Source organism: Pseudomonas californiensis, assembly GCF_021147775.1.
GTDB lineage: Bacteria > Pseudomonadota > Gammaproteobacteria > Pseudomonadales > Pseudomonadaceae > Aquipseudomonas > Aquipseudomonas californiensis.
Map to the genome: position 1 here is coordinate 1 of NZ_JAGTPK010000041.1, position 15,970 is coordinate 15,970.

Annotated in this window: 16 protein-coding genes; 11 read left to right on the forward strand and 5 right to left on the reverse strand. The window is 57.4% G+C overall.

The features are described 5' to 3' along the window. Nucleotides 1–140: 140 nt before the first annotated feature. Together KDX37_RS25315 and KDX37_RS25320 are read right to left on the reverse strand one after the other, a co-directional pair. Complete coding sequence (locus tag KDX37_RS25315; protein WP_231655873.1) at nt 141–365, reverse strand: hypothetical protein; 225 nt, start codon at nt 363–365, stop codon at nt 141–143. 502 nt (nt 366–867) lie between these two features. Next, nucleotides 868–1,173 carry a hypothetical protein gene (locus KDX37_RS25320; protein ID WP_231655874.1) on the reverse strand — a complete coding sequence of 102 codons (306 nt, stop codon included), beginning with the start codon at nt 1,171–1,173 and terminating at the stop codon, nt 868–870. Between the two features lie 779 nt (nt 1,174–1,952). Here KDX37_RS25320 and rmuC point away from each other — a divergent pair. Continuing rightward, nucleotides 1,953–3,296 carry a DNA recombination protein RmuC gene (gene rmuC / locus KDX37_RS25325; RefSeq protein WP_231655925.1) on the forward strand — a complete coding sequence of 448 codons (1,344 nt, stop codon included), beginning with the start codon at nt 1,953–1,955 and terminating at the stop codon, nt 3,294–3,296. Between the two features lie 202 nt (nt 3,297–3,498). Then, nucleotides 3,499–3,621 (forward strand): PA1414 family protein, encoded by a 123-nt coding sequence (locus tag KDX37_RS29460; RefSeq protein WP_264759385.1) that lies wholly within the window; start codon nt 3,499–3,501, stop codon nt 3,619–3,621. Between the two features lie 105 nt (nt 3,622–3,726). Here the strand turns inward: KDX37_RS29460 and KDX37_RS25330 are convergent, their stop codons facing one another. Next, nucleotides 3,727–4,062 (reverse strand): hypothetical protein, encoded by a 336-nt coding sequence (locus KDX37_RS25330; protein ID WP_231655876.1) that lies wholly within the window; start codon nt 4,060–4,062, stop codon nt 3,727–3,729. A 226-nt stretch (nt 4,063–4,288) separates the two neighbouring features. On the opposite strand from KDX37_RS25330, the gene KDX37_RS25335 reads away from it, so the two are divergent. Both KDX37_RS25335 and KDX37_RS25340 read left to right on the forward strand, forming a co-directional pair. Next, nucleotides 4,289–4,891, forward strand: a complete 603-nt coding sequence (locus KDX37_RS25335; protein ID WP_231655877.1) for a tRNA-uridine aminocarboxypropyltransferase — start codon at nt 4,289–4,291, stop codon at nt 4,889–4,891. A 102-nt stretch (nt 4,892–4,993) separates the two neighbouring features. Then, entirely contained in the window at nt 4,994–5,953 is a 960-nt protein-coding gene (locus tag KDX37_RS25340; RefSeq protein ID WP_231655879.1) for a DMT family transporter, read from the forward strand. A gap of 12 nt (nt 5,954–5,965) precedes the next feature. On the opposite strand, the gene KDX37_RS25345 is transcribed toward KDX37_RS25340, so the two are convergent. Together KDX37_RS25345 and KDX37_RS25350 are read right to left on the reverse strand one after the other, a co-directional pair. Continuing rightward, on the reverse strand, nt 5,966–6,580 hold the full coding sequence (locus KDX37_RS25345; protein WP_231655881.1) for an NAD(P)H-dependent oxidoreductase: 615 nt from the start codon (nt 6,578–6,580) through the stop codon (nt 5,966–5,968). After that, on the reverse strand, nt 6,573–7,967 hold the full coding sequence (locus KDX37_RS25350) for a class II fumarate hydratase (RefSeq protein WP_231655882.1): 1,395 nt from the start codon (nt 7,965–7,967) through the stop codon (nt 6,573–6,575). The genes KDX37_RS25345 and KDX37_RS25350 overlap by 8 nt, the downstream gene beginning before the upstream one ends. A gap of 169 nt (nt 7,968–8,136) precedes the next feature. On the opposite strand from KDX37_RS25350, the gene KDX37_RS25355 reads away from it, so the two are divergent. The 7 genes from KDX37_RS25355 (at nt 8,137) to KDX37_RS25385 (ending at nt 15,963) form a co-directional block, all read left to right on the forward strand. Then, nucleotides 8,137–8,664: a DUF2059 domain-containing protein gene (locus tag KDX37_RS25355; protein ID WP_003378928.1), complete on the forward strand. Its 528-nt coding sequence runs from the start codon at nt 8,137–8,139 to the stop codon at nt 8,662–8,664. A gap of 15 nt (nt 8,665–8,679) precedes the next feature. After that, nucleotides 8,680–8,973, forward strand: a complete 294-nt coding sequence (locus tag KDX37_RS25360) for a BolA family protein (RefSeq protein WP_231655884.1) — start codon at nt 8,680–8,682, stop codon at nt 8,971–8,973. A 193-nt stretch (nt 8,974–9,166) separates the two neighbouring features. Continuing rightward, the gene (trhO, locus tag KDX37_RS25365) at nt 9,167–10,105 is read left to right on the forward strand and encodes an oxygen-dependent tRNA uridine(34) hydroxylase TrhO (RefSeq protein ID WP_231655927.1); all 939 of its coding nucleotides are present in this window, start codon (nt 9,167–9,169) and stop codon (nt 10,103–10,105) included. 3 nt (nt 10,106–10,108) lie between these two features. Beyond that, nucleotides 10,109–10,741: a DsbA family protein gene (locus KDX37_RS25370; RefSeq protein WP_231655886.1), complete on the forward strand. Its 633-nt coding sequence runs from the start codon at nt 10,109–10,111 to the stop codon at nt 10,739–10,741. Then, nucleotides 10,734–12,560, forward strand: a complete 1,827-nt coding sequence (locus tag KDX37_RS25375) for an ABC transporter ATP-binding protein (protein ID WP_231655889.1) — start codon at nt 10,734–10,736, stop codon at nt 12,558–12,560. The genes KDX37_RS25370 and KDX37_RS25375 overlap by 8 nt, the downstream gene beginning before the upstream one ends. A gap of 125 nt (nt 12,561–12,685) precedes the next feature. Next, the gene (locus KDX37_RS25380; RefSeq protein ID WP_231655891.1) at nt 12,686–15,148 is read left to right on the forward strand and encodes an EAL domain-containing protein; all 2,463 of its coding nucleotides are present in this window, start codon (nt 12,686–12,688) and stop codon (nt 15,146–15,148) included. A gap of 29 nt (nt 15,149–15,177) precedes the next feature. After that, nucleotides 15,178–15,963: a TenA family transcriptional regulator gene (locus KDX37_RS25385; protein ID WP_231655892.1), complete on the forward strand. Its 786-nt coding sequence runs from the start codon at nt 15,178–15,180 to the stop codon at nt 15,961–15,963. The last annotated feature ends 7 nt before the right edge of the window (nt 15,964–15,970 follow it).

Below are 15,970 nucleotides of genomic sequence, written 5' to 3' on the forward strand. Positions count from 1 at the left end.
TGCTGCTGAATGGGCATAAAAAATCCGATGCCAGAGGTCTGACATCGGATTCTCTATAAAGCCCGGCCTGGACTCAAATGCTTAAGTGAACAGTATTACGCTCGTTGGGCGGGGCTTCGGGCTCGGGCAGCGTGTTGCCATCAGGCGGTAAGGGCCTGACGGGTGCGCTCGATCACCGCTTGCAGCGGCTCGGCGCTGGCGTACTGATCAGGGTAAAGACGTTCAGTGTGACGTGCGATACCGTGTTCGTTGACGATCGTGAAGCTGAAGCAGCCTTTGCGAGCGGCCATGATCAGGCAGTTCATCGGTGCGAAGGCATTGGTAAGCGTATGAATGGCGTGCTGAGTTTGAGTTGTATGAGTCATCAAGGTGTTTCCTGAAGCAACACGGAACATTACCGTGCATAAATAAAGATTCCAGTGAACGCGGGCCGGCATTGGGTAGTAAGGCCTGGCTGGGCGAAGAACCTGACTGGAACAAGACAGGCAGTTAAAGCGCGCTTTATCGTATGGCGCTCGGGCTGACTGGTAGGTACTTAGGAGGGCAGGCAACACAACAGGAGCAAAGGTTCGACGCTCGGGGTGCAGATCCTGATCAATTGCAGGCTGGTTGAGGCAGGCCATGAGAGCCATTGTCACACGGCCGCCTTATCTGGCGCATCAGTGTGAAAGGTTCATGTCTGGAAACCATCGAGGTGGTCGATCCCTTGTTGCCAACACACTCTCCATCTGGAGCCGTACGTGTTGCGGGACTTTATCGACCGGAATTGATTTTCAGCTTGGTACTAACGGCGGCTATGTTAATCAGGTTGAAGGTGTATTGCAAGGGGGTAAATCATCATGCTTTCGAAAAGAGACGCGCACACCATCACCAGTGACCAATAAGGCGGTAGATCAGTACGGTGCTCGATGCCACCAATGAACAGCCCAGCACGTAGGCGGCGATGGTCAGTCCTGGGGATTTACGGCTATGGATGGCACGCATGATATCGCCTTTTTTATTGATGCGTCCTTCACTGAGATCGCTGCAAATGATCAGCGCGACGGCAATGGCAGACAGCAATACGGTGTAGGCGAACACCGCACCGTCTGGCGATGGCAGCACGGCGCTGACTCCGATAGCGATAATGCAGACTGCCATCAGCAGCAGGAAGAACTTCACTACTTCTCTCATCAGATCCCTTCACTTGATCAAGAATGACCTGTGGCGGGTGCTTTCAGGCAGGGCTTTGACCGCAGGGTAAGCATTTTGTCGCCTGACACGTTTCAGAGCACCGAATGAGTTTTTAGAACCGTGTATTTCATCACGTTTGCAACGCGCGACGATCGGCTGCACGCCATGTATTCACTGAGAATTCAGTGCAATTGGATGCAATCTGCACGACCTGCGAAACGCCCGAAAAGATTCCTCCGGGTGAGTTGTGCACATTAGCGTCACAAGCTGCCACATCACTGTCACATGCGTCTCTAAGGGTTTGATTTTTGATGGTGAATTATTAAGTCAATGAAAAACATCGTTTTTTTTAACTGGTGAAAAAATCGTCAGTTTGAGCGCAAGCCCCGTTCTATCTGGGTTTGAGCGGGTTAAAGGTGGGTTGTCCACTGAGTTATCCACAGCTTCTGTGGATTGTCGCGGACCAGATCGTCACTGGATTGAGGGTGTGCCTGTCGCTGAAAGAGAGTAGAATCTCGCACCCCGATTTGCTCCCACCCTGTTAATCACGCCTGTCTGAGGCGTCGTCGCCGTTGCATCTCTATTTTCCGCAACAGGTTTACACAGAGTGCCGCTGGCACTCACCCGACATGCATGGAGTGGATATGGCATTTGACCTGAACAGTCTGTTGTTGGGCCTTGCTGTGGCAGCGTTGCCATTGCTGGCGTGGGTCTGGCAGTTACAACGTGGGCTGGCTCGCCGCGAAGCGGATGCTGCGCTTCTTGATGAGCGCCTGAGCATGGCGCAGATGGCGCAGGATGGTCTCAATGCCCAGCTTGATGCCAGTCGCGACGAGATCAGCGATCTGGCGCAGGCCAACGCCGCCAAGCAGGCTGACCTTGCCGCTCTGCGCCGTGAAGTCGAGTTGCTGCGTCAGAATTCCGATACTGCCCGTGACGCGGCTCAAGGCTGGGTTGTCGAGCGCGCCGCTCGCGAGGCCGAGCTGCGTCGCCTGGATGCGCAATGCGCGGCGTTGAACGCGGAGTTGCGCGAGCAGCAGGACAGTCATCAGCAGCGTTTGAGCGACCTGCAAGGTTCTCGGGATGAACTGCGAGCGCAGTTCGCGGAACTCGCTGGCAAGATTTTCGATGAGCGCGAGCAACGTTTCGCCGAAACCAGTCAGCAGCAATTGGGGCAATTGCTGACCCCCTTGAAAGAACGCATTCAATCGTTCGAAAAACGGGTCGAAGAAAGTTACCAGAGCGAGGCGCGTGAACGATTCTCTCTGGCCAAGGAGCTGGAACGCCTGCAGCAGTTGAACCTGCGCTTGAGTGATGAAGCCACCAACCTGACGCGTGCACTGAAGGGGCAGAAAACCCAGGGTAACTGGGGCGAGCTGATTCTGGAAAGAGTGCTTGAGCATGCGGGCCTGGAGAAAGGGCGTGAATATCAGACACAAGTCAGTCTCAAAGGATCGGACGGTGAGCGGTTTCAGCCGGACGTGCTGATCATGCTGCCCGGTGACAAACAGGTAGTGGTGGATGCCAAAGTCAGCCTGACGGCCTATCAGCAATATGTGTCGGCAGACGACGAGATAATCGGTCAGGCAGCCTTGAAGCAGCACGTGCTGTCGCTGCGCAATCACGTCAAAGGGCTTTCGGGCAAAGACTACAAGCGCCTTGAAGGTCTGCACAGCCTGGATTTTGTCTTGCTGTTCGTGCCCATCGAGGCCGCCTTTTCGGCTGCATTACAGGCCGAGCCCAATCTGTTTCAGGAAGCTTTCGATCGCAACATTGTGATTGTCAGCCCGACGACGCTGCTGGCGACGTTGCGTGTGATAGACAGTTTGTGGAAGCAGGAGCGCCAGAGCCAGAACGCCAGGGAAATCGCTGAGCGAGCGGGTTGGCTATACGACAAGTTCGTACTGTTTATTCAGGATCTGGACGAAGTCGGCAGCCGCCTGCAGCAGCTGGACAAGGCCTACTCTGCGGCTCGCAACAAACTCACGGACGGGCGGGGGAATCTGGTCAGCCGCAGTGAGCAACTCAAGCTGCTGGGTGCACGGGCGAGCAAGAGTCTGCCCGCCGATTTGCTGGAGCGCGCAATGACTGATGAGGAAGGTCTGGCTCGGCTGCCGGAGTGACTGTTTCGCAGGCAGGTTGACGCATCGGTCAGGTACAGGCCGTCTGTCGTAAAGACTAGAAGTAAATCCCTGCAGATGTCACATTGCCTACATCGGGAAAATTGTTTTCCGTAACACCCGTCCAAATAGCCATTTGCTTCTATCATCTCTATTGAGTGACCAGTACAAATGGGGTATCGGGTTTTTCCCTCAAGGGGGCTTTATGAACAGCAAACTGCAAGAATGGCTCCATGATCTGGGCGTCGCGCTGGGCCTGATCGAACGGCCCAAGTTACAGCCCATCCCGGTCCGTACTGACGACGAGCGCCGTCGTCCGCGCCGGTAAGCCCGGCATCGCTGCCCGAATTGACTGGCAGCAGGAAATTCGCGAGCCAGGCATCTGTAGAATACAGGCTGGCTCAAAGGCCGAGGCGCTAGCTTCAACGGGCAATCAGTCAGCGCCTGACCGCGTGGGTTTTGACTTTCTTTTTTTGCTTTTACCGTTCCGATCTTCTTTCTCAGGAAGGTTCTCTTCCTGATGCATCAGCATTATCAAATCAACCAGCATGGGTAATGTGAGGTCTTTCGGCTTGTGTAGCGCCCGTTCCCTGATGAAAGTCGGGAACATGAAGTTGAAGGTGTATCCAAGCCTGGTGAAGAGCTCTTCGAGGTCTTCTTCGTCCAGAAAAAGATCGTTGAGTGTCGAGCGCTCATGAATCTCGGCTTTATCTACCAGAATCACACCCAGCGCATCGCGTACCTTCTGTTCGATTTCCTCACGGTTCATGGAAGCCCCTGACGTTGAATTTTTGAAGATTCAGCAGGGGGACTTCATGTCACCAGCCCTGTGCATTGAGGCTAGCTCAAATCATCAGCCCAGCGGTGTATTAGCCCAGCGCAATGGTGTCCAGTTGTTTAAACTGCCGCGCTGTTAGACAGGCGGCGCATCTGGTTGAGTTTTCGGGACCAGAGCGTCGAACGACTTGACCAAAGACCCCGCCAGGAGAGAGCCCATGTCTCGCGTCCGCTGTGAACGCTGCCTGCGTCCTGCCAGCCATTGCCTGTGCGGCCTGATTCCGCAGTTGGCCAGCCGTACGCGCGTGCTGATACTGCAGCATCCCTCCGAGGTCGATCATGCTTTGAACACTGCCCGATTTGCAGCGCTGGGGTTGCTGAATGCGCAGGTGCGGGTGGGTGAAGTCTTCGACGATCTGCCTGGATTACTGAGCCAGCCTGGTTTTCAGGCGCGATTGCTGTTTCCGGGTGAAAAGGCGCAGATGCTGACGTGCGAATCCGATCAGGCGATGCCAACCCTACTGGTGGTGCCGGACGGTACCTGGCGTAAAGTGCGCAAGTTGTTACATCTGAACCCACTGTTGGCAGAGTTGCCCAGAGTGACGCTTGATGCTGCACCGGCCACGCGTTATCGGCTACGCAAGGCGCCGGGGCCAGAGGCCTTGTCGACATTGGAGGCGGTCGTTCATGCGCTGGAAACACTGGAGGCGCCAGCCTCGTTCAAAGCGCTGCTCAAACCATTCGATGCCTTGATCGAGGGGCAGATCGAGGCCATGGGGGCGCTGACGTATGAACGCAACCACGGACCGCGCCAGCCCTGACACATACAATTCAGAGCCTTGATAGCGCCCAGCTGTCTCTGTTTGTTTCCGGATCAACGCCTAGAATGAAGCACACGTTTCTATTTGCTTAAGGGATTTCTGATGCACGTATCATCGGGCCGCTGGGTATATGGCCTCTGTCTGTCGCTGTTGACCGCGCTGCTCTGGGGCATTTTGCCGGTCAAGCTCAAACAGGTTCTGCAAGTCATGGACCCGGTGACAGTGACCTGGTTTCGGTTGTTGATATCGGGTTCGCTGTTGTTTGTCTGGCTGGCCTCGGTCAAGCGTCTGCCCAGCTTCCGATCGTTGGGGCGCAAAGGCAAGGGGCTGGTGCTGTTGGCGGTGCTCGGTCTGGTGGGCAACTACGTGTTGTATCTGATAGGCCTGCGCGTGCTGAGCCCCGGGACGACGCAATTGATCATTCAGACCGGGCCAATCATGTTGCTGATCAGCAGCATTTTTCTCTTCAAAGAGCGCTTCAGCGTGGGGCAGGGCATTGGTCTGGCGGTGCTGTTGATTGGCTTCGGGCTGTTTTTCAATCAGCGCCTGATGGAGCTGCTAACCTCGCTGAGTGATTACACTACCAGCGTTTTGATCGTATTCCTCGCCTCGGTCGTCTGGACGTTCTATGGGCTGAGTCAAAAGCAACTGCTGACGGTATGGAATTCGCTTCAGGTCATGATGGTGATCTACCTGTTCTGTGCGCTATTGATCACCCCGTGGGCGCATCCGGCAGAGGCTTTGCAACTGAGTCCGCTGCAAGGCTGGCTGTTGTTGGCGTGCTGTCTGAATACACTGGTGGCCTACGGCGCGTTTGCTGAAGCTCTGGCTCATTGGGAAGCCTCGCGGGTCAGTGCGGCGCTGGCGTTGACCCCTCTGGTGACGCTGGCAGCAGTGGCCGTTGCAGCCTGGATGTGGCCAGAATATGTGCGGCCTGAAGAGCTCAATGCGCTGGGTTATGGTGGTGCTGTACTGGTGGTGCTGGGTTCTGCGCTGACTGCGCTTGGGCCGTCGCTCATCGCAGGGTTGCGAGCCCGGCGAGCAAGATTGGCACATGGCTGAGGCGCAATCAGATCAGCGTTTGCCGAGCGCCCGGGCCTGGTGAATCCATTGTTGGCGCTGCTCTTCAGTGGAAGTACGAACCGGTGCGAACTCTGTCAGTCGCCGGGTCTTGATTCCGCAGAAGCGCAGAATGGTGCGGGTCATCTGTCGATGCGCCGGTGCCCCGTATATCCAGCGGAAATAGCGGGGCGCGGTGTCCATGGTGACCAGCAGCTCTGCGGTTCTACCCTTGAGCAGCTCATTGGAAAAGTGTTTGCGCCCATGCGCCTTGAACGCAAAACCGGGCGTCAATACCCGGTCAAAAAAACCTGTCATCAGGGCTGGCAGGCCGCCCCACCAGACGGGGTAGACGAACACCAGATGCTCGGCCCAATGAATCTGTCGCTGGGCCTCGAGCAGGTCGTGCTCAAGCACCTGGCTCTGATCATAGCCCGCATGCAAGATGGGGTCGAAGTCCAGTTCGCCGAGCTTCAACACTCGAACCACATGGCCTTCGCCCCGTGCACCTTGTGTATACGCTTCGCCCAGCGCGCTACACAGGCTGATGGCCTTCGGCGAACCGTAGACCATCAGTATGCGTTTGCCACTGCCTTCAAGAGGTGTTGCGCCGCTTCTGGCATCAGCCATTGCTGCCAGCCTCCAGCATTTTTTCCGGCCGTACCCAGGCGTCGAAGTCTTCGTCAGTCAGATAGCCGAGTGCAAGAGCGGCTTCACGTAGCGTAAGACCTTCGGTATAGGCTTTCTTGGCGATCTGTGCCGACTTGTCGTAGCCGATGTGCGGATTGAGGGCGGTGACCAGCATAAGCCCGCGTTCGAGATGCTCGGCCATCTTCTCTGCATCGGGTTCCATGCCCGCAACACAATGTTCGTTGAAGTTGCTGCAGCCATCGGCAAGCAAACGAATCGATTGCAGAATATTGTGAATGATCACCGGTTTGTAAACGTTCAGCTGCAGGTGGCCCTGGCTGGCCGCGAAACCTACTGTTACGTCGTTGCCCATGACCTGGCATGCCAGCATCGACAGTGCCTCGCACTGGGTCGGATTGACCTTGCCGGGCATGATCGAGCTGCCAGGCTCGTTGGCTGGCAGCCTGACTTCTGCGATTCCTGCGCGTGGGCCGGAACCCAGCAGGCGCAGGTCGTTGGCGATTTTCATCAGCGTCACAGCCAGGGTTTTCAGCGCCCCGGAGAGTGCTGTCAGCGGCTCGTGGCCGGCGAGCGCTGCAAATTTGTTCGGCGCTGTGACAAATGGCAGGCCAGAAAGCGCAGCCAATTCGGCGGCCACCGCTTCAGCAAAGCCCTTGGGCGAGTTCAGCCCGGTGCCGACCGCCGTTCCGCCCTGGGCCAGCTCGTAGACCGCTGGCAGGGCAGCGCGAATCGACTTTTCGGCATAGTCGAGCTGGGCGACGAATGCGGAGAGCTCCTGACCGAAGGTGATCGGCGTTGCATCCATCATGTGGGTACGGCCGGTTTTTACCAGTTTCATGTGGCGTGCCGATTGCTCGGCCAGGCCGCTGGACAGCTCGGCGATTGCGGGCAGCAGGTTCTCCTTGACCGCCTGCGCCGTGGCGATGTGCATGGCGGTCGGGAAGCAGTCATTGGAGCTCTGCGATCGGTTGACGTGATCGTTGGGGTGTACCGGCGACTTGCCGCCGCGGCCCTGGCCAGCCAGCTCATTGGCACGCCCGGCAATCACTTCGTTGACGTTCATGTTGCTCTGCGTGCCGCTTCCCGTCTGCCATACCACCAGCGGAAACTGCGCGTCATGCTGGCCGTCGAGTACCTCGTCCGCTGACTGCTCGATCAGTCGAGCAATGTCGGCCGGCAAGTCACCGTTACGGTTGTTGACGCGTGCGGCGGCCTTCTTGATCAGCGCCAGAGCGCGCAGAACTGGCACCGGCATGTGCTGATCGCCAATCGCAAAATTGATCAGTGAGCGTTGAGTCTGGGCGCCCCAGTAAGCGTCTTCCGGGACTTCGATAGGGCCAATGCTGTCTGTTTCTGTGCGGCTCACTGGGCTTACTCCTTTAAGTGCGTTGCAGGGTTAGGTACACGATGGCCGTCAGGGTTCCCGATCATTGGTTTTTAACCGCTCGGCTAACCGGGGGTTGAGCCAAAAGCCCAGATAAGCGCAGAATGGTCGGCCCTGGGGTAATACCTCGTTTGCTAGATAAGGAAACTCGATGACCCGTCTTCGTGCCATCTGTACAGCGGTCGCCCTGGTCTGTGCCAGTGGTCAGGTCTTTGCCGATACCGCCAGTCACAACGCGAGTGCCGAAACGTTCCTGAAGCTTGCCAACGCCGATCGCCTGGGCGCTCCGGTCTACGCACAAGTACAGCAGATGTTTGCTCAGCGTTTTGCCGAAACCAAGGCACCAGCATCGAAAAAAGCCCTGCTTGAAACCTATCAGGCCAAAGCCAATACCGCGCTGGATCAGGCGATCGGCTGGAACAAGCTCAAGCCTGAAATGGTCAAGCTCTACACCGCCAACTTCACTGAAAGCGAGCTCAAGGACCTGGTTGCGTTCTATCAGTCGCCACTGGGCAAGAAAGTGATGACCAAAATGCCTGAACTGGCCCAGCAATCGGCCCAGCTTACGCAAGGCAAACTGGAAAGCGCAGTGCCAGTCGTCAACAAGCTGCTCGCTGACATGACCGCCGAGCTGGAACCTGCCAAGGCAGCCGCTCCGGCACCTGCCAAAAAGCCCTGACAAGCGAGTCTCACCATGACCATGCAACATCGAATCGAGTCGGCGCTTGCGTTATTGCAACCGCACCATCTGCAGGTGCTCGACGAGAGCCATATGCACAGTCGCGGTGAGCAGACGCATTACAAGGCTGTGCTGGTCAGCGATCAGTTTCAGGGTCTGAACTCGGTCAAGCGGCACCAGAAGGTTTACGCCACGCTGGGTGGTTTGATGGGCGAGTTTCATGCCCTCGCGTTGCATACCTACACGCCTGAAGAGTGGGCGAAAACCGGCGCTGCACCGGCGTCGCCCACCTGCGCGGGTGGTCACTGACCCCTCCAGTCGTGATGCTGCTCCCTTGGGGGGCAGTTGATGCAGATCACTCACTTGAAGCGCATGCCTGACTCCGGTTTTTGCTAGAATCCGCACCGCGCCGCTAGGCCGGTGCGTTTTTTCGTTCAGATTTTTTGCCCGGTAGGCCCTTTGCGAGGGTCACCACCTGGAGAGATACATGACCCAAGAGCCGATGACTCAACCGATCGTCGTAGCTGCGCTATACAAGTTCGTTACCCTCAGCGATTACGTCGAGTTCCGTGAGCCCCTGTTGCAAGCCATGGTTGCCAACGGCATCAAGGGCACGCTGTTGATTGCTGAAGAGGGCATCAACGGTACGGTCTCGGGCAGCCGTGAAGGAATCGACGGCCTGATGGTCTGGTTGAAGAGTGACCCGCGTCTGGTTGATATCGACCACAAGGAATCCTACTGCGACGAGCAGCCGTTCTACCGCACCAAGGTCAAACTCAAGAAAGAGATCGTGACGCTGGGCGTCGAGGGCGTCGACCCCAACAAGAACGTGGGGACCTACGTCGATCCCAAGGACTGGAACGCGCTGATCGCTGATCCCGAAGTGCTGCTCATCGATACCCGGAACGACTATGAGGTTTCCATCGGCACCTTCGAGGGCGCAATCGACCCCAAGACTACGTCGTTCCGTGAGTTTCCGGACTATATCAAGGCGCATTTCGACCCTGCGGTGCACAAGAAAGTCGCCATGTTCTGCACGGGCGGGATCCGCTGTGAAAAGGCGTCGAGCTACATGCTGGGCGAAGGTTTCGAGGAGGTTTACCACCTCAAGGGCGGCATTCTCAAATATCTGGAAGAAGTGCCAGAACCAGAGAGCCAGTGGCGTGGCGACTGTTTCGTGTTCGACAATCGAGTCACGGTCCGCCATGACCTGACCGAGGGCGACTACGATCAATGCCATGCCTGCCGTACCCCGATCAGCGCAGAAGACCGTGCCAGTGAGCATTACACACCGGGCGTCAGTTGCCCGCATTGCTGGGATTCGCTGAGCGAGAAGACTCGCCGCAGTGCAATCGACCGGCAAAAGCAGATCGAACTGGCCAAGGCGCGTAATCAGCCTCATCCGATCGGTCGTAATTATCGTTTGTCCTCCGAGGCCTGAACCATGTCTGCCCGCCTGATCTATGTCATGGACCCGATGTGCTCGTGGTGCTGGGGTTTCGCCCCGGTTGCCGATGCGCTGGTGCAGCAGGCTGGTGCAGCGGGTGTTCCCCTGCATCTGGTGATGGGTGGTCTGCGCTCGGAGACCGCAGCGCTTGAGCCTTCCAAGCGTCGCTACATACTGGAGCATTGGCAGGCGGTCGAGCAGGCCACGGGTCAGCCGTTTCGGTATGAAGGGGCGTTGCCGGACGGTTTTGTCTACGACACCACGCCAGCCTGCCGGGCGGTGACGGCAGCCCGTCATCTTGATCCTGATCGGGCGTGGTTGCTGGTCCAGTTGATCCAGCGTGCTTTTTACTGTGATGGCCGGGATGTAACAGTGCCGGCCGTACTGGCTGAACTGGCAGAGCAGGCGGGTCTTGCACGACAGGTATTTGCTGACGCGTTCGACAGCGTCGAACAGCGTGCTGCGACCGCTGCTGACTTCTCCTGGTCGCAGGACCTTGGCATCGCGGGTTTCCCCACGCTGCTGGCCGAACGAAACGGGCAGTTGGCGCTGTTGACCAACGGTTATCAACCCCTGAGTGAATTGTCTCCCTTGCTCGGTCGTTGGCTGGAGCGTGCAACCAGTGCGTGAAGGCTGCGCTGAAAATGCGGACGATTCTCAGGGCCGTCGTGGCGACAGGCTGAGTTGGGCTGAAATCCGTCGGCTTGCCCTTCGCCACAAGAAGGCTCTCTGGATTGCCAATGGCGTGGCGGTGCTGGCCACGCTGTGCAGTGTGCCAATCCCTCTGCTGCTGCCGTTGCTGGTTGATGAGGTGTTGTTGGGGCGCGGTGACGCGGCTCTCAAGGTGATGAATCACCTGTTGCCTGACAGTTTGCAAAAGGCGGCTGGCTACATCGGCCTCATGCTGTTGCTGACCCTTTTCCTGCGCGCTGGCGCGCTGCTGTTCAACGTGCTGCAGGCGCGTCTGTTCGCACAGTTGGCCAAGGACATCGTCTACCGCATCCGTTTGCGCCTTATCGAGCGGCTCAAGCGTATTTCTCTGCGCGAATATGAAAGCCTGGGCAGTGGCACGGTCACCACGCATCTGGTCACCGACCTGGATACCCTGGACAAGTTTGTCGGGGAAACCCTCAGTCGCCTGCTGGTGGCGACGCTGACGCTGGCGGGGACCGCTGGCATCCTCATGTGGATGCACTGGAAGCTGGCGTTGCTGATCATGTTGTTCAATCCGCTGGTGATCTTTCTGACGGTCAAGCTGGGCAAGCGGGTCAAACACCTGAAAAAGCTTGAAAACGACAGTACTTCACGCTTCACGCAGGCATTGAGTGAAACCCTTGATTCGATCCAGGAAGTGCGTGCGGGCAACCGTCAGGGCTTTTTCCTGGGCCGACTGGGCGTGAAGGCCCGGGAAGTGCGTGACTACGCGATCAACTCACAATGGAAAAGTGACGCGTCCGGGCGTGCCAGCGGCCTGTTGTTTCAGTTTGGCATCGATATCTTTCGTGCAGCGGCGATGCTGACGGTCCTGTTTTCGGACCTGTCGATTGGTCAGATGCTCGCGGTGTTCAGCTACCTGTGGTTCATGATGACACCGGTTGAGCAGTTGCTGAATCTGCAATATGCCTATTATGCGGCGGGTGGCGCACTGACGCGTATCAACGAGCTGCTGGCCCGTGCTGATGAACCGCAATACCCAGGTGGCGCCGATCCTTTCGAGGGGCGGGAAACCGTCGGTATCGAAGTGCGCGGGCTGAGTTTCGGTTATGGCGAGGGGCTGGTGCTGGATCAGTTGAACCTGACCATCGCGCCGGGCGAGAAGGTTGCGATTGTCGGTGCCAGCGGTGGCGGCAAGAGTACGCTGGTGCAACTGTTGCTGGGTCTGTACACGCCGCAGTCCGGGACCATTCGGTTCGGTGACGCCACGCAGCAGGAAGTCGGCCTTGAGCGTGTGCGCGAAAACATCGCCGTCGTTCTGCAACATCCCGCCCTGTTCAACGACACCGTGCGCGCCAACCTGACCATGGGCCGTGACTGTACAGACGAAGCCTGCTGGCGGGCACTGGAAGTGGCGCAACTGGAATCGGCCATACGCGATCTGCCGGAAGGGCTGGACAGCACGGTAGGCCGTTCGGGCGTCAGATTGTCCGGCGGGCAACGCCAGCGAATGGCAATTGCGCGCATGGTCTTGTCTGACCCCAAGGTAGTCATACTCGATGAGGCGACGTCGGCGCTTGACGCCGCCACTGAATACAACCTGCATCAGGCGCTGACGCGCTTTCTGCGCAGTCGAACAACTCTGATCATTGCCCACCGGCTCTCTGCCGTGAAACAGGCCGACCGGGTACTGGTGTTCGATGGTGGGCGTATCGCCGAGGATGGTGATCATCAGCAGTTGATCGCCGACGGTGGCTTGTACGCCAAACTGTATGGCCATTTGCAACAAATCTGACATGGATTTGCTGACCGTCCTGCGAAAGTTGTGACAAACAGGAAAAAATCCCATGTCATCCTGTAAGGATTTAGCCTAGGCTCTGGGCTGGACGATCATACAAAGGCATGTGGTGACGCGAACCCATGAAGCAGCCATGGACCTTTTCCAAACCCCGTCTGATAGGCATTGTGTGGCCATTCATCGCAGTGGCACTGTTTCAAGCGCTGCTGGGATGCGTAAGCCTCTATACGATGTCTGCAGTGCGCAGTTACGTCGTAGGTGAAAGTCTTTGGTCCAAGGGGCAGAAAGATGCCATCCACTACCTGGGCCTTTACGCCAACTGGCACGACGAACGCGACTATCAGAAATACCAGCAGGCCTTTGCCATTCCGCAGGGAGGGCATGCCCTGCGTGAGGCTCTGGACAAGCCAGTGCCGTCTCTTTCGGATGCTAAGGCCGGGATCATCCAGGGCGGCAATCACCCGGACGATGTCTCCGGGATCATCTGGATGTACCTGAACTTCCACGATTTCAGCTTCATGAAGACTGCGATCCACTTCTGGACCGTAGGTGACAGTTACCTTCTGCAACTTGACGCTCTGGCAGATCAGATACATGACAGGGTCAGGGAAGGTGCTGTGAGCCCTGCCGAAAGCGAGCAGTGGCGGGCGAGGATCAATGCCATCAACGAGGGTGTAGCACCTGCCGCTCGTGCATTCAGCGACGCGCTCGGTGAAGGGTCCCGGTTCATTTTGAAGCTGTTGGTGGCAGTCAATCTGGTTACCGCAATTGTCCTGATTCTTCTGGCACTGCTGCGCGTACGCAGGCTGATTGCCCAGCGCCGGCTATTTGCCGATGCGTTGCAACTGGAGAAGGAGCGGGCGCAGATCACGCTGGAGTCCATCGGTGACGGTGTGATAACAACCGATGTCGAGGGCAAGATTGTTTACATGAATCCCGCGGCGGAAGGGCTTACCCACTGGAAAAACAGCCAGGCCGGTGGGTTGCCGCTGGCGGCGCTGTTCAATCTGCTGGACGAAAACGATCAGCGTGACAACGCAACGCTGATCGATCACATCCTTGGCGGCAAGCTCAAGGGGGGCAGCGCCAACGCCAAGCTTATCCAGCGCCTGGATGGCAGCACGGTGTCGGTTACGCTGGTCGGCTCGCCGATTTTCTCGGAGGGGGTCGTAAGCGGCGCTGTGCTGGTGTTGCACGATATGACGCAGGAGCTTCAGTACATCGCCAATCTGTCATGGCAGGCTGCCCACGATGCGCTGACCGGGCTGGTCAATCGTGGCGAGTTCGAACGTCGTCTGCAACTCGTTCTGGACGCGCCAGACGCCGAGGCAGGCAGGCACTGCCTGATGTTTCTCGACCTGGACCAGTTCAAACTGGTCAATGACACCAGCGGTCACGCGGCCGGTGATGAACTGTTGCGGCATATCTGCGTAGCATTGCCGCAGGCCTTGCGCGAGGGCGACACGCTGGCGCGGCTTGGCGGCGACGAATTTGGCGTCCTGCTGCTGGACTGTCCGGCCAATGCCGCCCATGAAATAGCCGAAAACCTCCGCCAACTCGTGCAGCATTTGCACTTCGTATGGAAAGGCCGGCCGTTTTTGACTACGGTGAGTATTGGTCTGGTGCATCTGGGTGATGCGCCAACCACCCTGGAGGCGTCGTTGAGCGCTGCCGATATGGCGTGCTACATGGCCAAGGAAAAGGGGCGCAACCGGGTTCAGGTGTATCGGGCCGACGACACCATGCTGTCTACGCGCTCCGGCGAAATGGCCTGGATCCAGCGGTTGCACATGGCCATGGAGGAGAATCGTTTCTGCCTTTATGCCCAGGAAATTGCTTCTATAACGGACGAAGGCGATGGCGTCCGGCACATCGAGATTCTTTTACGGTTGCGTGACGAGTCTGGACGAATGGTAGCTCCGGACAGTTTCATACCCGCAGCCGAACGTTACGGGTTAATGACGACGCTTGACCGCTGGGTCGTGCATCATGTTTTCAAGATCATCGGCCAGTGTATCGCCGAAGGGCGACATGAGATGCCGCAGGCGTTGTGTGCGATCAACCTGTCGGGTTCGAGTATCGGAGACGATGCGTTTCTTGATTATCTGAAAGTGCAATTCACCACGTTTGGCGTTGAGCCGGGCATGATCTGCTTCGAGATTACTGAAACCAGTGCCATTGCTGACCTGGGCAATGCGATCCGATTCATCAATGAGTTGAAGTCGCTGGGTTGCCTGTTTTCATTGGATGACTTTTGCTCCGGTATGTCCTCGTTTGCTTATCTCAAGCACCTGCCGGTCGATTTTCTGAAGATTGACGGCAGCTTCGTAAAAGACATGCTCGACAATCCGATCAATCGGGCGATGGTCGAGGTCATCAATAATATTGGGCATGTCATGGGCAAGCGCACAATTGCAGAGTTTGTCGAAACGCCCGAGATAGAGTCTGCCTTGCAGGAAATAGGCGTGGATTATGCGCAGGGTTATCTGATTGGCCGCCCGCAACTGTTCACCTGTGACAGTCTGTATGTGCAAGCCACGCGACCTGACCTGCTAATGTTTGGTGCGCCGGGGTCGTTAAGTTAAACCGTATAACTCACACAAGGAGCCACACAGTGATCGATACTTACACTAGAACCGGTCCGCTCATGGAGGCCAGCAGCTATCCGGCCTGGGCACAACAATTGATCAAGGACTGCAGTGGCGCCAAGGCCCGGGTCGTCGGGCACGAGCTTTACCAGAAGATGCGTGACGCGACGTTGAGCCCCAGGGTCATGCGTGACTACCTGACAGGCGGCTGGCCTGTGGTCGAGCAGTTTGCGGTGTACATGGCCAAGAATCTCACCAAAACGCGTTTCGGTCGCCACCCAGGGGAAGACATGGCGCGTCGCTGGCTGATGCGCAACATCCGCGTCGAACTCAATCATGCCGATTATTGGGTCAACTGGTGTGCTGCACACGGTGTGACGCTCGAGGACCTGCACGCCCAGCGGGTGGCGCCCGAGCTGCATGCGTTAAGCCACTGGTGCTGGCAGACCAGCTCCTCAGACTCGTTGGCGGTTGCCATGGCCGCAACCAACTACGCCATTGAGGGTGCTACAGGCGAGTGGTCTGCGGTGGTCTGCTCCACCGGCGAATACGCTGAAGCGTTTCCCGAAGAAGGCCGCAAGAAAGCCATGAAGTGGCTCAAGATGCATGCGCAATATGACGATTCGCATCCATGGGAAGCGCTGGAGATCATTTGCACATTGGTAGGTAACGATCCGAGTGTGCAGTTGCAGGCTGAGTTGCGTCAGGCGGTGACCAAAAGCTACGAATACATGTACCTGTTTCTCGAGCGCTGCATGCAACTGGAAAAGGTCAAGTCTCCGCGCGAGCGCGTCGTGCTTGCAGATGCCTGACAGATAC

What these genes read in the sequence shown, in the direction of transcription:
- KDX37_RS25315 (WP_231655873.1), bottom strand. Translation starts at nt 365, where the DNA reads ATGACTCATACAACTCAAACTCAGCACGCCATTCATACGCTTACCAAT.
- KDX37_RS25320 (WP_231655874.1), bottom strand. Translation starts at nt 1,173, where the DNA reads ATGAGAGAAGTAGTGAAGTTCTTCCTGCTGCTGATGGCAGTCTGCATT.
- rmuC (WP_231655925.1), top strand. Translation starts at nt 1,953, where the DNA reads ATGGCGCAGATGGCGCAGGATGGTCTCAATGCCCAGCTTGATGCCAGT.
- KDX37_RS29460 (WP_264759385.1), top strand. Translation starts at nt 3,499, where the DNA reads ATGAACAGCAAACTGCAAGAATGGCTCCATGATCTGGGCGTCGCGCTG.
- KDX37_RS25330 (WP_231655876.1), bottom strand. Translation starts at nt 4,062, where the DNA reads ATGAACCGTGAGGAAATCGAACAGAAGGTACGCGATGCGCTGGGTGTG.
- KDX37_RS25335 (WP_231655877.1), top strand. Translation starts at nt 4,289, where the DNA reads ATGTCTCGCGTCCGCTGTGAACGCTGCCTGCGTCCTGCCAGCCATTGC.
- KDX37_RS25340 (WP_231655879.1), top strand. Translation starts at nt 4,994, where the DNA reads ATGCACGTATCATCGGGCCGCTGGGTATATGGCCTCTGTCTGTCGCTG.
- KDX37_RS25345 (WP_231655881.1), bottom strand. Translation starts at nt 6,580, where the DNA reads ATGGCTGATGCCAGAAGCGGCGCAACACCTCTTGAAGGCAGTGGCAAA.
- KDX37_RS25355 (WP_003378928.1), top strand. Translation starts at nt 8,137, where the DNA reads ATGACCCGTCTTCGTGCCATCTGTACAGCGGTCGCCCTGGTCTGTGCC.
- KDX37_RS25360 (WP_231655884.1), top strand. Translation starts at nt 8,680, where the DNA reads ATGACCATGCAACATCGAATCGAGTCGGCGCTTGCGTTATTGCAACCG.
- trhO (WP_231655927.1), top strand. Translation starts at nt 9,167, where the DNA reads ATGACTCAACCGATCGTCGTAGCTGCGCTATACAAGTTCGTTACCCTC.
- KDX37_RS25370 (WP_231655886.1), top strand. Translation starts at nt 10,109, where the DNA reads ATGTCTGCCCGCCTGATCTATGTCATGGACCCGATGTGCTCGTGGTGC.
- KDX37_RS25380 (WP_231655891.1), top strand. Translation starts at nt 12,686, where the DNA reads ATGAAGCAGCCATGGACCTTTTCCAAACCCCGTCTGATAGGCATTGTG.